Raw genomic sequence first — 14,364 nt, forward strand, 5'->3', positions numbered from 1 at the left:
TAGGGTGGGCAAAGGCGCGTTTGCGCCGTGCCCACCACAGTTTGGCGTCATAAAAAGATGGTGGGCACGCTGCGCTCTGCCCACCCTACCAAGAGCTAATCATTGCTCGCCGGCGTCTGGATGAAGCCGCGATTATGTGTCGGGCTGATCAGGATCTCGTTGACGCAGACGCGCGGCGGCAGGCTGGCGACGAACGCGATGGTGCGGCCGCAATCCTCGGGCTGCAGCATCTTCGCCAGCTCGGTTTCGTTCGGCGGCACCGGGCGCGATTTCAGGATCGGGGTTGCGACCTCGCCGGGCGACAGGCAGCAGGCGCGCAGCCCGTTGACGCATTCGTCCATGTTGAAGGAATGGGTCAGCGCCAGCACCGCATGCTTGGTGGTGGTGTAAGCCGGGCCCGTCATCTTCGAGACATGACGACCGGCCCAGGACGCGACGTTGATGATGCAGCCATCCTGCTGCTTGCGCATCGCCGGCAGCACGGCGTGCATGCAGAACATGACGCCGTTGAGGTTGATATTGACGACCTTGTCCCAGCCCTCCGGTTCCACATCCGCCCAGCTCCGCTTCGGTACGTTGACGCCGGCACTGTTGACCAGGAGGTCGATCCGGCCGTGCTTGGCGAGGATCTGGTCGGCGACCTTGTTGACGTCGGCCCTGTTGCTGACATCGAGCGCGATCGCCTCGGCCTCGCCGCCCTTTTTGGTGATGTTGGCCACGACCCGGTCCAGCTCGGCCTGGCGGCGTCCCGAAACCACGACGGTCCAGCCGTCCGCCGCGAGATGCTCCGCGCCGGATTCACCGATTCCCGTGCCACCGCCCGTCACCCAGGCCACGCGTTTCCCATTATTTGACATGCAAACTGTCTCCGTTGCTTTGTGAGGGGCGTTTTTGCTAATCCAGCCGGCGAAAACTCCGGCCATTGCCCCTCAGGGAATGTTGCATGAACACCACCGCCAGCGCCAACCTGTTTTCCCGCCTGTTCGACAAGCTCGACGATCCCGCCCGGCTCGCGATCGAGATGTTCGACGGCACGCGCATCAGCTATGCCGATCTGATCGCCCGCGCCGGCCAGATGGCGAATGTGCTGGTCGCGAGGGGCGTCAAGCCGGGCGACCGCGTGGCGGCGCAGACCGAAAAATCCGTGCCGGCGCTGGTGCTCTATCTCGCCACGGTACGATCAGGCGCGGTGTATCTGCCGCTCAACACCGCCTATACGCTGAACGAGCTGGAATATTTCATCACCGACGCGGAGCCGTCGCTGGTGGTGTGCGACCCCTCCAAGGCTGAGGGCATCGGCGTGATCGCGGCCAAGGTCAACGCCAGGGTCGAAACGCTCGATGCCAACGGCAAGGGAACGCTGACGGACGCCGCCGCCAGGGCGGACGCTTCGTTCGCAACCGTCGCCCGCGCCAGCGACGACCTCGCCGCGATCCTCTACACGTCGGGCACCACGGGGCGTTCCAAGGGCGCGATGCTGACCCACGACAATCTCGCCTCGAACTCGCTCTCGCTGGTCGATTATTGGCGCTTCACCAGGGACGATGTGCTGATCCACGCGCTGCCGATCTATCACACCCACGGCCTGTTCGTAGCGAGCAACGTGACGCTGTTCGCGCGCGCCTCGATGATCTTCCTGCCGAAGCTCGACCCTGAACTGATGATCAAGCTGATGGCGCGCGCAACCGTCCTGATGGGCGTGCCGACGTTCTACACGCGGCTGCTGCAGAGTCCGGCGCTGACCAAAGAGTCCACGAAGCACATGCGGCTGTTCATTTCGGGCTCGGCGCCGCTGCTCGCCGACACCCACCGCGAATGGTCGGCGCGAACAGGTTTTGCCATCCTCGAGCGCTACGGCATGACCGAAACCAACATGAACACCTCCAACCCCTATGACGGCGACCGCGTGCCCGGCGCCGTCGGCCTTCCCCTGCCCGGCGTTTCCGTGCGTGTCACCGACCCGGAAACCGGCAAGGAGATTGCGCGCCACACTATTGGGATGATCGAGGTCAAGGGCCCGAACGTCTTCAAGGGCTATTGGCGGATGCCGGAAAAGACAAAGGCCGAGTTCCGCGACGACGGCTTCTTCATCACCGGCGATCTCGGCAAGATCGACGACAAGGGCTATGTACACATTCTCGGCCGCGGCAAGGATCTGGTGATCTCCGGCGGCTTCAACGTCTACCCGAAGGAAATCGAGAGTGAGATCGACGCCATGCCGGGCGTGATCGAATCCGCCGTGATCGGCGTGCCGCATGCGGACTTCGGCGAAGGCGTCACCGCGGTCGTGGTCTGCAACAAGGGCGCCGACATCAGCGAAGCCTCGGTGCTGCAAGCGCTCGACGGGCGTCTTGCAAAATTCAAGATGCCGAAGCGCGTCTTCGTCGTCGACGAACTGCCGCGCAACGCGATGGGCAAGGTGCAGAAGAATATTCTGCGGGATACTTACGCAAAGATTTACGCAAAATAGTAGCCGTCGCCTGTCCGGGTGAGGCGGCGCCTGCGCCTATGAAATTCTGGGCTCCATGCACGGCAAGCTGGAAGCCCCGCTCGTCAAGGCGTTCAGGGAAGTCGCCTTGAACCGCTGAGGGCGCGCGAACGCGCGCCGATGTCGATGATGTTTCCTACAGCAGGCTGATCACAAACCGGGTGCCGACAATGAAGAGGTAGCAGCCGAACGCGATCTCCAGGTTGCGCTTTGACATCGCATGCGCCGCGCGCACGCCGAGCGGCGCGGTGAGAAGGCTGGTCGGCATCACAAGCAGGGCGCCGATCAGCGACACGAAGCCGATCGCGAACGGCAGCTGCAGCGCGGTGACGTCCGGGTAGCGCGCCGCCGCGGGCCAGCCGGCGTAGATGTAACCGAGTGCGCCGGGGATCGAGATCAGCACCGCCAGCGCCGAGGAGGTCGCGACCGCCTGATGAATGGGACGGCCATAGAACGTCATCAGAAGATTGGCGAACAGGCCGCCGCCGACCCCCATCAACGTCGACAGCAGACCGATGCAGAAACCATAGAGCCGCATCAGCGGTCCCTTGGGGATGTCGTCGCCGAATTTCCAGTTGTCGCGCGCCAGCAGCAGCCGCGCGGCGGCCGACCATGCCACGCCGACGAAGACGATCTTGAACAGCCGCTCCGGCGCATAACGCGCGGTGATGCTGCCGGCGATGACGCCGATGATGATCGGCAGCCACCACAATTTGAGCACGCCGAGATCAACCGCGCCGCGGGCGTGATGGGCGCGAAACGAACGGATCGAGGTCGGGATGATGATCGCGAGCGAAGTGCCGATGCAGAGCGGCATCCGCACATCAAGCGGCACGCCGGCAAGGCGGAAGCACTCATAGAACACCGGCACCAGGATCGCCCCGCCGCCGATCCCGAAGATGCCGGCAAAAAACCCCGACACCGCGCCAACCGCAACCAGCATCAGCGCCAGTTCGACAAGCTCGACGAGATTAAGTCCGGCCATCACAATCCCGCCTGCACGTTGAGGAACACCGCAGCGTTACCCGACGAATCGGGGCGCGACCATTGCCGCGCTGGCGGCAGCTCTTGCGATCAAATGCAGGGCTTGAAATGCAGCGTCGGACCGGGACGCGCGGCCAGGGCGTGCGCTGGATTCGCATATCCGGTCGGCTCTGCGGGAATAGCCTGAACGCGCTCGGGAACGGCCGCGAAGGGACGCCGTCCGCGCCACGACCTCGGGCCGCCGGTCACGCCACCGCCGACCCCTTTATACGCGCAGGCAGCGACAGCTCACCACAACAAACGAACGATGATTCGTTCTTTCTGTGAGCGAGCGCAGGCGTGGTATACCAAGCCGCTGATCGCCCTCGTTTCATCCTTGATCTAGTAATGAACGACCGTTCGATTTCGTGGCATTTGATCGTTGCGCTCGCTGGTTCGACTACGTAAATAGAATTGCTTTAACGCGATCTCCGATGGGCCGCACCACGTCCCGCCAACTTCAAAGCCGCCGATGACCGCCAGGATCGAACGACCGCTTTCTCCCCATCTGCAGACCTACCGCTGGACGCTGACGATGGCGCTGTCCATCGTCCACCGCGCCACCGGCGTGGCGCTGTATTTTGGAACCCTGCTGCTGGCCTGGTGGCTGATCGCCGCCGCTTCGGGCCCCGGCGCCTACGCCAATGTGCAGGCTTTTACCGGCAGCTTCATCGGCAAGCTGATCGTGTTCGGTTACACTTGGGCGCTGATGCATCATTTGCTGTCCGGGCTCCGGCACCTGGTCTGGGACCTCGGCTACGGCTTCAAGGCCAATGAGCGCGAGGCCCTGACCTGGGGCGCGCTGATCGGCGGCATTTCGCTGACCATCCTGGTCTGGATCATCGCCTACATGACCATCGGAGGCGGACGATGAACGCGCCCAAATCGCCTTCCATGCGCACGCCGCTCGCGCGCGTCCGCGCCCTCGGCTCCTCGCATTCCGGCACTTCCGATTTCTGGCGTCAGCGCCTCACTGCGGTGGCGATGACGCTGCTGATCGTCCCCGTCATCGTGGTGGTCTTGATGCTGCTCGGCAGCAACCAGGCAGGCGCCAAGCAAATCTTCAGCTCGGTGCCCATCGCGATCATCATGCTGCTCTTCATCCTCGCCAGTGCCTGGCACATGAAGATCGGCATGCAGGTCGTGATCGAAGACTATGTGCACAATGAGAAGATCAAGCTCGCCAGCGTGATGGCCAATAATTTCTTCTGTATCGCGGTGGCGCTCGCCTCGATTTACGCGATCCTCAAAATGTCATCGGGAGTTTAGCCCATGGCCTCTGAAGGTAACGGCAAGGCCACCAACGGCAGTGGTCCTGCGACCAACGGAAAAGCCTATCCGATCGAAGACCACACCTATGATGTGGTGGTGGTCGGCGCCGGCGGCGCCGGCTTGCGCGCCGTGGTCGGCTGCTCCGAGGCGGGCCTGCGCACCGCCTGCATCACAAAAGTATTCCCGACCCGCTCGCACACGGTCGCCGCGCAGGGCGGCATTTCGGCGGCGCTCGGCAACATGCACAAGGACGATTGGCGCTGGCACATGTACGACACCGTCAAGGGGTCGGACTGGCTCGGCGACCAGGACGCCATCGAATACATGGTGCGCAACGCGCCCGAGGCGGTCTACGAGCTCGAACATTGGGGCGTGCCGTTCTCGCGCACCGAAGACGGCAAGATCTACCAGCGCCCGTTCGGCGGCATGACGATGGATTTCGGCAAGGGCCAGGCCCAGCGTACCTGCGCCGCCGCCGACCGCACCGGTCACGCCATGCTGCACACGATGTACGGCCAGGCGCTGCGCCACGCGGCCGAATTCTACATCGAGTTCTTCGCCATCGACCTCATCATGGACGACCAGGGCGTCTGCCGCGGCGTGATCGCGCTCAAGCTCGATGACGGCACGCTGCATCGGTTCCGCGCCCAGACCACGATCCTCGCCACCGGCGGCTACGGCCGCGCCTACGCCTCCTGCACCTCGGCGCATACCTGCACCGGTGACGGCGGCGCGATGGCGCTGCGCGCCGGTCTGCCGCTGCAGGACATGGAGTTCATCCAGTTCCACCCGACCGGCATCTATGGTTCGGGCTGCCTCGTTACCGAAGGTGCGCGCGGTGAAGGCGGCTATCTCGTCAATTCCGAGGGCGAGCGCTTCATGGAGCGCTATGCTCCATCAGCCAAGGACCTCGCCTCGCGCGACGTGGTCTCGCGCGCGATGACCATCGAAATGCGCGAAGGCCGCGGCGTCGGCAAGAAAAAGGACCACATCTATCTGCACCTCGATCATCTCGATCCCAAGGTGCTGCAGGAAAGACTGCCGGGCATCTCCGAATCGGCGAAGATCTTCGCCAATGTCGACGTCACCCGCGAGCCGATCCCGATCACGCCGACCGTGCACTACAATATGGGCGGCATCCCCACCAATTATCACGGCGAAGTGCTGACCAAGCGGGACGGCGACGACAACGCGACCGTGCCCGGCCTGATGGCGCTCGGTGAAGCCGCCTGCGTCTCCGTGCACGGCGCCAACCGGCTCGGCTCCAACTCGCTGATCGACCTCGTCGTGTTCGGCCGCTCCGCGGCGCTGCGTTGCGCCGAGAAACTGACCGCGAACGGCAAGCAGCCGGAGCTGCCGGCGGACTCCGCCGAACTGGCGCTCGGCCGGCTCGATCATTATCGCTACGCCTCCGGCGGCACGCCGACCGCAAAACTGCGCGACAGCATGCAGCATGTGATGCAGAGCAATTGCGCCGTGTTCCGGACCGGCGAAGTCCTGAGCGAAGGCCAGAACCTGATCCACAAGGTGCATGGCGGCATCGGCGACGTCGCGACCACGGACCGCTCGCTGGTCTGGAACTCCGACCTGGTCGAAACCCTCGAATTCGACAATCTGATCGTGCAGGCGGTGGTGACGATGGACTCGGCGGCCAACCGCACCGAGAGCCGCGGCGCCCACGCCCGCGAGGATTTCGCCGAACGCGACGACAAGAACTGGATGAAGCACACGCTGGCGTGGATCGACGGGCGTGGCAAGACCACGATCGATTACCGCCCGGTGCACGACTACACGATGACCAACGACGTGCAGTACATCCCGCCGAAGGCGCGGGTGTATTGATCAGAACAAAAGCAGCCGTCATTCCGGGATGGTCCGAAGGACCAGACCTGGAATCTCGAGATTCCGGGTTCGATGCTGACGCATCGCCCCGGAATGACGAAAGGTTAGAGGAATGGTTGAATTCGCGCTTCCGAAGAACTCCAAGATCACCGGCGGCAAGACCTGGCCGAAGCCGGCGGGCGCGACCGAGACGCGCGAGTTTCGGGTGTATCGCTGGAATCCTGACGACGGCAAGAATCCGAGCGTCGACACCTATCATATCGACACCAGCGAATGCGGTCCGATGGTGCTCGACGGCCTGATCTGGATCAAGAACCACATCGATCCGACGCTGACCTTCCGCCGCTCCTGCCGCGAAGGCGTCTGCGGTTCCTGCGCCATGAACATCGACGGCCAGAACACGCTGGCCTGCACCAAGTCGATGCACGACGTCAAAGACGGCGCGGTCAAGGTCAACCCGCTGCCGCACCAGCCTGTCGTCAAGGACCTGGTGCCTGACCTGACCAATTTCTATGCGCAATATGCCTCGATCGAGCCGTGGCTGAAGACCACCACGCCGACGCCGCAGAAGGAATGGAAGCAGAGCCACGAGGACCGCGAAAAGCTCGACGGCCTCTACGAATGCATCCTGTGCGCCTGCTGCTCGACCTCGTGCCCGAGCTACTGGTGGAACAGCGACCGATTCCTGGGCCCCGCCGCGCTGCTGCAGGCGACGCGCTGGGTTACCGATTCCCGCGATGAAGCCACCGGCGAGCGGCTCGACAATCTCGAAGACCCGTTCCGGCTCTACCGCTGCCACACCATCATGAACTGCGCCAAGGCCTGCCCGAAAGGTCTCAACCCGTCGGAAGCCATCGCCGAGCTCAAGCTGAAGCTGGTCGAGCGGCAAATTTAGCTAATTTGTGCCGAGTATCCCGGTAAACGGCCGGGTCGGCACCGGGCAAAGTTTCAGCTTCTGCGCCGCTTTGTTCCGTTACAGGTTTGACGTAACATTCGCTCCGGAGCAGGAGCGCCCGTGCAGACCGCACAACGCAATTCGCTGAGATTGCTGCAATGGATGATGGCGGCCTCGCTGGCCCTCCCGCTGGCGCTGTTCATCTTTGCATCCGCGATTTCCTGGATCTCGATCAACGAGACGGCCGACCGGGAAATCGAACGCTCGCTCGATGTCGTGCACGAGCACGCGCTGAAAGTGTTCGAGACCATCGACCGCAGCATCTCTGAAATCGCCGAGGTGATCCGCGGCATTCCGGACGCCGGCATTACTTCCCGCGAGGAAGCGCTGCATCAGCGGCTGAAGCAGCTTGTCGGGTCGCTGCCGCAGGTGAAATCGACCTGGATCTTCGACGCCAGGGGCCGCGCGCTCGTCAACAGCCTCGTGATGCCCCCGCCCGAGATCGACTTCTCGGACCGGGATTATTTCAACGCGCATGTCGCCGGCGACATCGGAACCTATATTGGCGAGGCGCTGACGCCGCGGCCGCCCTATCAGGGCGCGCCGTTTTTCGGCTTCAGCCGGCGGCGGCAAACCGAGGACGGCAGCTTTGCCGGTGTGATCCAGGCGTCGGTACTGCCGGAATATTTCGAGAAATTCTACGCCCGGATCGGCCGTGAGCCCGGCAGCTTCTTTGCGCTCGCCCTGACCAACGGCGCGGTGCTGGCGCGCTTTCCGACCGTCGATCAGGAAGCGCGGCTCGACCTCTCAGGACCGGTCGGACAGCAGATCGCGGCGAACCCCAAGGCCGGCCTCATCACCGTGACGTCGCCGACCGACGGCATCGAGCGCCGCCTCGGCTACCAGCGGCTCGCCGAATATCCGATCTATATCAGCGCCGGCCTTGAGACGTCGGCAATCCGGGCGCGCTGGTTCTCCACCATCAGCCAGCACCTCATCTTCGGCGCGCCGGCCACCGCCCTGTTGTTTTTCCTGCTCGCTTTCGCCCTGCGTCGAACGCGGCATCTTTATGCCGAGGCTGCCAAGCGGCAGGAGGCCGAGGAAGCGCTGAAGCATGGCCAGCGGCTCGAGGCGCTGGGGCAACTCACCGGCGGCGTCGCGCATGACTTCAACAATCTGCTCACCGTGATCCGCGCCTCCGTCGATCTGTTGCGGCGGCCGGACCTGCCGGAGCCACGCCGGCTGCGCTACATCGACGCGATCTCGGACACGGTCACGCGCGCGGCACGACTGACGACCCAGCTTCTGGCGTTCGCGCGCCGTCAGACACTCAAACCGGAACTGTTCGACGTCGGCCAGAACGTTCAGATGCTGAGCGAGATGATCAAGACGCTGATCGGATCGCGGGTCGAGATCGAGATCCATGGGCCGGCCGAACCGTGCGTCGTCAATGCCGATGCCGGGCAGTTCGAAACCGCGATGATCAACATGGCGGTCAACGCCCGCGACGCCATGGACAGCCGCGGCAGGCTGACCATCACGGTGCACACGGCAACTGAATTGCCCAGCGCCGCCATAGGTTCGCCAAATCCCCGCAAGCAGGATTCCATCGGCCAGAACCGCGCCGACCAAAAACCCACCGGCTATGTCGCCGTCTCCGTCGAGGATACCGGCGTCGGCATTCCCCAGGAGCAGTACGGTCGCATCTTCGAACCGTTCTTCACCACCAAGGAGGTCGGCCAGGGCACCGGGCTCGGCCTGTCCCAGGTGTTCGGTTTCGCCAGGCAATCCGGCGGCGAAGTAGTGGTGGCCAGCGAAGTGGGAAAGGGCAGCATTTTCACGCTGTACCTGCCGCGCGCCACCGGTGACGGCAAGCCGCAGCAGATGACAGTGGAAGATGCTCCGCCGCTCGACGGCAGGGGTATGTCGGTGCTCGTGGTCGAAGACAATATCGAGGTCGGGAAATTCGCCACCGACGCGCTGGCCGAACTCGGCTACGGCACAACCCTGGTCGACAACGCCACGCACGCGCTGGAAGAACTGGCTACTGGCGCCGACCGCTACGACGTGGTGTTCACCGACGTCGTGATGCCGGGCATGACCGGCATCGAGCTGGCGCAGGAAATTCGCCGTTACCATGCCGATCTGCCGGTCGTGCTGACCAGCGGCTACAGCCACGGCCTGTCCGAAAGCGGCAGCGACGGTCTGGAGCTGCTGCAAAAGCCCTACTCGATCGAGCAGCTTTCGCGCGTGCTGCACGCGGTCGCCCGCTGGCGCATGATGAAACGCGCCACCACGACGCGGGCGTCCTGAGCAAGGTCCGTGCCTTAGGAAATGCGATTTCACTCTTCGTCATGCCCCGGGCATAGCCGTCTGAAGGACGGCTAAGCCCGGCCATGACGTGGGGAAGCACCGTCAGGGAACCTTCTGATTTTCTTCGCGTTACCGGGCCATGGCCAAGACTGATAGTAAGTCCGATGCGAAGCCCGCCGTAAAGTCCGAGCCTTCCTCGAAGAAATCCGATTCCTCGAAGAAATCCGCTGCCGCGAAACAAGCCGCTGCCGAAGAGTCAGCGGCCGAAAAGGCCGAAATTATCGATGTCGTCGCCGAGGACGGCGATCGCGTCGACCCGCCGCCGCCGGAGGTGGTCGAGCCCGACCCGGAATTGTCGCCGGAGGAGGCCGAGCAGGCGCGTAAAGATTATCTGCTGACGCGCTTCTGGATCAGCGCGCGCGGCTATTGGGGCAAAAGCGGCGACCGGCTGGCGTGGTTTTTTTCGATCGGGCTCTTGATCCTGATCGTCGTCAATGTCGGATTCCAATACGGCATCAATGTCTGGAACCGGGCGATCTTCGACGCCATCGAGAAGCGCGAATCCGCCACCGTCTTCTATCTCTCCGCGGTGTTCTTCCCGCTTGCGATCGGCAGCGTGCTGCTCGGCGTCGCGCAGGTGTTCGCGCGGATGGGTATCCAGCGGCGCTGGCGGGGTTGGCTGACCAGCTCTGTCATGACGCGCTGGCTGACCAGCGGCCGCTATTACCAGCTCAACCTCGTCGGCGGCGACCACAAGAATCCGGAACACCGCATCGCCGAGGATCTTCGGATCTCGACCGACTCGCCGGTGGATTTCGTCGCCGGCGTCACCTCGGCGTTTTTATCCGCCGCGACCTTCATCGTGGTGCTCTGGACCATCGGCGGCGCGCTGACGGTGACGCTCGGTGGATCAACGGTGACGATACCCGGCTTTCTCGTCATTGCGGCGGTGGTCTACGCCGCGATCGCCTCCGGCTCGATCATGGCCATCGGCCGCCGCTTCGTGCAGGTGTCCGAAGACAAGAACCAGGCCGAGGCCGAATTCCGCTACACGCTGACCCGGGTGCGCGAGAACGGCGAGAGCATCGCGCTGCTCGGCGGCGAGGAGGAAGAGCGCGACGGCCTCGACAAGAACTTCTCCAACGTGCTGCGGCAATGGTCGCAGCTAGCCCGCCAGCACATGCGCACTACCCTGGTGTCGCAGGGGTCGGGACTGATTGCGCCCGTGGTGCCGCTGTTGCTGTGCGCGCCGAAATACCTCGACGGCAGCATGACGCTCGGACAGGTGATGCAGGCGGCCTCCGCCTTCACCATCGTGCAGACCGCGTTCGGCTGGCTGGTCGACAATTATCCGCGCCTTGCCGACTGGAACGCCTGCGCGCGCCGGATCGCCTCGCTGATGATGTCGCTCGACGGGCTGGAGCGGGCCGAACGCGGCGACGGATTCGGCCGCATCAAGCGCGGCGAGACCGAGGGCGAGGCCATGCTCAGCCTCAACGATTTCTCGGTGACGTTAGACGACGGCACCGCTGTTGTCGGCGAGACCGAAGTCGTGATCGAGCCCGGCGAGCGCCTGCTGGTGGCCGGCGAATCCGGCACCGGCAAGAGCACGCTGGTACGCGCGATTGCAGGCTTGTGGCCATGGGGCGGCGGCAGCGTCAACTTCCATCCCGACCGCCGGCTCTTCATGCTGCCGCAGAGGCCGTACATTCCCACCGGCACGCTGCGCCGCGCGATCGCCTATCCCGGCGCCGCCGAGGACTGGAGATCCGAACAGTTCTGCGAAGCCCTGCACAAGGTCGGCCTCGACCATCTGAAGGAGAAGATCGAGGAAGAGGCGCCGTGGGACCAGACATTGTCGGGCGGTGAAAAGCAGCGGCTGGCGTTCGCGCGGCTGTTGCTGCACAACCCCGACATCGTGGTGCTGGACGAGGCGACCTCGGCGCTGGACGAAAAGAGCCAGGACAAGATGATGGAGATCGTCATCAAGGAGCTGCCGAAAGCAACCATCGTCAGCGTCGCCCATCGCGCCGAGCTGGAAGCATTTCATAGCCGCAAGATCGTGCTGGAGCGGCGCAAGGGCGGCGCCAAGCTCGTCAGCGACGTCGACCTGATCCCGCGCAAGGGCAAACGCCGCCTGCTCGGCCGCTTCCTGCGCCAACGCAAGCCGCCGAAAAAGGCGGCGTGATATTTCTTCCCTTCTCCCCTTGTGGGAGAAGGTGGCGCGTAGCGCCGGATGAGGGGTCTCTATCCTCACATCGAAATCTTACCGTGAGGAGAGAACCCCTCACCCGTCTTCGCTGCGCGAAGCCACCCTCTCCCACAAGGGGAGAGGGGAAGAGAAGCGTCGTTGGCCTTGCCAGCAAAACCGGCTATGCATGCGCCGCTTTCCACCGAGGATATCCGTTTGAAGCCCGACAACGACCCCACGCCCGCGCCGTTCGGCGCGTTCGCACCGAATGCTGCGCAGGCCGCGATCATTGCGCTGGCGCACCGCTCGCGGCTGAAGCGCGGCGCGTTCCGGCCGATGCTGTCGCGACTGGCCAATCTTTTTCGCGCGGGGCCGGTGGACGTGCGCTATCAGGGCGCATCGTTTCGTTTCTATCATCAGGCCAGCGCCACCGAGCGCGGCGCGCTGTTCAATCCGGACTACAACATCGAGGAGCTGGATTTCTTGCGCGCGCATACGCCTGTTGGCGGCGTGTTCGTCGATGTTGGCGCCAATGTCGGCACCTATGCGCTTGCGCTGGCGCGCCATGTCGGCGCCAGCGGCAAGGTGGTCGCGATCGAGCCGCATCCGGTCACGCATGCAAGGCTCGCCTTCAACAACGCCGCCTCGGGTTTTACCCAAACCAGACTGGTCGCCGCCGCCGCCGGTCCCGCCGATGGCGACCTGATGATCGAGACCGATGGCGACAATCTCGGCGCCAGCCATATCGTGTCGGGGCAGGCCTCAGCCAAGGCGATCAAGGTGCCGTCGCTGCGGCTGCAACGCATCCTCGATGAAGCCGGCGTCTCGCATGCCGATGCGCTGAAGATCGACGTTGAAGGCTTTGAAGACCGCGTATTGACCGGCTTCTTCAGGGACGCGCCGCAATCGCTATGGCCGCGCGCGGTGGTGATCGAACATTTGTCATCGAATGAATGGCAGAATGACTGTATCGCCGACATGCGCGCGCGTGGCTATGCCGAAACCGGCAAGACCCGCAGCAATACGCTGCTGGTGCGCGGCTGAACCGACCATCTTCTAACCAAGGGAGAGTTCGATGATCGACCATATCGGTTTTCCGGTTTCGGATTATGAGCGCGCCAAGGCGTTCTATGTGAAGGCGCTGGCGCCGCTCGACTATGTGCTGGTCATGGAAGTAACACAGGAGCAGACCGGCCATGATCCCGCCGCCGGCTTCGGCGTTGGCGGCAAGCCGGATTTCTGGATCGGCGGCGAAGGCGGCTTGAACAAGCCGCTGCATGTCGCGATCCTCGCCAAGGACCGCGCCACCGTCGATGCTTTCTACACGGCCGCCATTGCTGCCGGCGGGCGCGACAACGGCGCGCCTGGAATTCGCGCGCATTATCACCCGAACTATTACGGCGCCTTCGTGCTCGACCCCGACGGCCACAACATCGAGGCGGTCTGCCACACGGCGGGTGACTGACGCACCGGGGTGTGACGCACCGGGGTGACTGACGCACCGGGATGATCGGTTCCGTCAGGCTCCCTTCGGGAACCTCACGGCGTCCGTTCCGTTATCGAGGATGCCGATCGAACCTCCCGAAATCCCGCCGCCTACGCCGGGAAAACCAACCGAGCCACCGCGCGAAGATCCTCCGGGCAATCCCCGTCCGGAGGTGCCGCCACCGATGCGCGAGCCCGGCGCGCCGCCGCCGCCGCAGGAGTTGCCGGGCAAGACGCCGGATGAACTGCCTGTGCGCGGGCCGAACGGGCCCTCGACGCCCAATCCGGCCACAGATCGGCCACAGGGAGGAATTTGACTTTGATCTGAAAGCGCCGCCTGAATACGCAATGAACAATTGCGCATGCAACCCGTTGCGCCCTCGAAATAAAAGGCATTCGCGCTTTCCAGCCCGCCACAATCCGGCCTAACGATTAGCCGTTGATCGACCCGCCAAACGATTCCTCTGCTGCCAGAACCTTTCCAGGGACCAAGAACATCATGACAAACCTTCGCATCGTGCTGCTTGCCACGACCGCTCTGACGGTGACGCAGATCGCGACATCCGCGTCGCATGCGCAAAATGCGCCGCTGGTCGTCGCACAGGCCAGGGAAGAACTCGGTCCCGACGGAAAGCCCAAGGCGCCGCCAAAGGCCGCGCCGCCGCCAGCTGCGAAGCCACCGACTCCGCCCGCGCCGCCACCAGCTGCGGCTCCGCCTCCGCGCCCGGCACCTCCGCCGGCTCCCCCACCTGCTGCGGCGCCTCCGCCGCGTCCCGCACCGCCGCCGGCACCACCCGCTGCCGCGCCGCCGCCGCGGCCGACACCTCCTCCCGCGCCGCCCCCGGCGGCTGCGCC

General features: G+C 64.2%; 12 protein-coding genes and 1 pseudogene. 11 read left to right on the plus strand and 2 right to left on the minus strand.

Annotated features, from left to right (window positions below; genetic code table 11):
* Window positions 1-95: 95 nt before the first annotated feature.
* Window positions 96-857 (minus strand): SDR family oxidoreductase, encoded by a 762-nt coding sequence (locus JQ609_RS10745; protein ID WP_212204063.1) that lies wholly within the window; start codon window positions 855-857, stop codon window positions 96-98.
* An 86-nt stretch (window positions 858-943) separates the two neighbouring features.
* Between JQ609_RS10745 and JQ609_RS10750 the strand changes: the two genes are divergently transcribed.
* A complete protein-coding gene (locus JQ609_RS10750) occupies window positions 944-2,470 on the plus strand; it encodes a malonyl-CoA synthase (protein ID WP_212273382.1) in 1,527 nt (508 codons plus the stop codon).
* Between the two features lie 154 nt (window positions 2,471-2,624).
* Here the strand turns inward: JQ609_RS10750 and JQ609_RS10755 are convergent, their stop codons facing one another.
* On the minus strand, window positions 2,625-3,476 hold the full coding sequence (locus JQ609_RS10755; protein WP_212273383.1) for a sulfite exporter TauE/SafE family protein: 852 nt from the start codon (window positions 3,474-3,476) through the stop codon (window positions 2,625-2,627).
* Between the two features lie 507 nt (window positions 3,477-3,983).
* Between JQ609_RS10755 and sdhC the strand changes: the two genes are divergently transcribed.
* The 10 genes and pseudogenes from sdhC to JQ609_RS10800 all read left to right on the plus strand — a co-directional run.
* Window positions 3,984-4,385 carry a succinate dehydrogenase, cytochrome b556 subunit gene (sdhC, locus tag JQ609_RS10760; RefSeq protein WP_212204059.1) on the plus strand — a complete coding sequence of 134 codons (402 nt, stop codon included), beginning with the start codon at window positions 3,984-3,986 and terminating at the stop codon, window positions 4,383-4,385.
* Between the two features lie 20 nt (window positions 4,386-4,405).
* Window positions 4,406-4,780: a succinate dehydrogenase, hydrophobic membrane anchor protein gene (gene sdhD, locus JQ609_RS10765; protein ID WP_211994682.1), complete on the plus strand. Its 375-nt coding sequence runs from the start codon at window positions 4,406-4,408 to the stop codon at window positions 4,778-4,780.
* Between the two features lie 3 nt (window positions 4,781-4,783).
* Window positions 4,784-6,625 (plus strand): succinate dehydrogenase flavoprotein subunit, encoded by a 1,842-nt coding sequence (gene sdhA / locus JQ609_RS10770; protein WP_212204054.1) that lies wholly within the window; start codon window positions 4,784-4,786, stop codon window positions 6,623-6,625.
* A 112-nt stretch (window positions 6,626-6,737) separates the two neighbouring features.
* Window positions 6,738-7,520 carry a succinate dehydrogenase iron-sulfur subunit gene (locus JQ609_RS10775; RefSeq protein ID WP_192739357.1) on the plus strand — a complete coding sequence of 261 codons (783 nt, stop codon included), beginning with the start codon at window positions 6,738-6,740 and terminating at the stop codon, window positions 7,518-7,520.
* Between the two features lie 120 nt (window positions 7,521-7,640).
* Window positions 7,641-9,833: a hybrid sensor histidine kinase/response regulator gene (locus JQ609_RS10780; RefSeq protein ID WP_212273384.1), complete on the plus strand. Its 2,193-nt coding sequence runs from the start codon at window positions 7,641-7,643 to the stop codon at window positions 9,831-9,833.
* A 139-nt stretch (window positions 9,834-9,972) separates the two neighbouring features.
* Complete coding sequence (locus JQ609_RS10785; protein ID WP_212204050.1) at window positions 9,973-12,021, plus strand: ABC transporter ATP-binding protein/permease; 2,049 nt, start codon at window positions 9,973-9,975, stop codon at window positions 12,019-12,021.
* Between the two features lie 219 nt (window positions 12,022-12,240).
* Window positions 12,241-13,068 (plus strand): FkbM family methyltransferase, encoded by an 828-nt coding sequence (locus tag JQ609_RS10790; protein ID WP_212273403.1) that lies wholly within the window; start codon window positions 12,241-12,243, stop codon window positions 13,066-13,068.
* 31 nt (window positions 13,069-13,099) lie between these two features.
* The gene (locus tag JQ609_RS10795) at window positions 13,100-13,489 is read left to right on the plus strand and encodes a VOC family protein (protein ID WP_212273385.1); all 390 of its coding nucleotides are present in this window, start codon (window positions 13,100-13,102) and stop codon (window positions 13,487-13,489) included.
* Window positions 13,490-13,589: 100 nt separating this feature from the next.
* Entirely contained in the window at window positions 13,590-13,826 is a 237-nt protein-coding gene (locus JQ609_RS34995; protein ID WP_212294863.1) for a hypothetical protein, read from the plus strand.
* 182 nt (window positions 13,827-14,008) lie between these two features.
* Window positions 14,009-14,364, plus strand: a pseudogene (locus tag JQ609_RS10800) (OmpA family protein); the annotation flags it as partial.

Origin of the sequence: Bradyrhizobium sp. AUGA SZCCT0169 (assembly GCF_018130085.1) — a bacterium.
Lineage (GTDB): Bacteria > Pseudomonadota > Alphaproteobacteria > Rhizobiales > Xanthobacteraceae > Bradyrhizobium.